The organism is Agrobacterium sp. 10T429, assembly GCF_056393925.1.
Window position 1 is genome coordinate 1 of sequence record NZ_JBFTGV010000067.1, and the last position, 417, is coordinate 417.

A 417-nucleotide genomic window follows, 5' to 3' on the forward strand; every position below is an offset into this window, starting at 1 on the left:
CCTCGATCCCGACACCTGCTACAAGGCAGTCGCCTCGCACGACCGGCGCTTCGACGGACGGTTTTTCGTCGGCGTGTCGTCCACGGGCATCTATTGCCGGCCGATCTGCGCGGTGCGCACGCCCCGGCGCGAGAACTGCACGTTCTACGACACCGCCGCCTCGGCCGAGAAGCACGGCTTCCGGCCCTGCCTGCGCTGCCGGCCGGAACTGGCACCCGGGCACGGGCTGGCCGATATTTCCGGCCGGCTTGCGCAGGCCGCGGCCACGCTGATCGACGAAGGCTTCATGGCCGAGGCCGGCGTGGCGCAACTCGCCAAGCGCATCGGGGTGACGGAGCGTCACTTACGGCGCCTGTTCGATGCGCAGTTCGGCGTCTCGGTACTCGAATACGCCCAGACGCAGAAGCTGCTGCTGGC

1 protein-coding gene is annotated in these 417 nt (G+C 69.1%); it reads left to right on the forward strand.

The window, feature by feature from the left end:
* Window positions 1-417, forward strand: a 417-nt coding sequence (locus AC1DCP_RS26550; protein WP_476774893.1) for a bifunctional transcriptional activator/DNA repair enzyme AdaA, incomplete at both ends; no start/stop codon positions are given.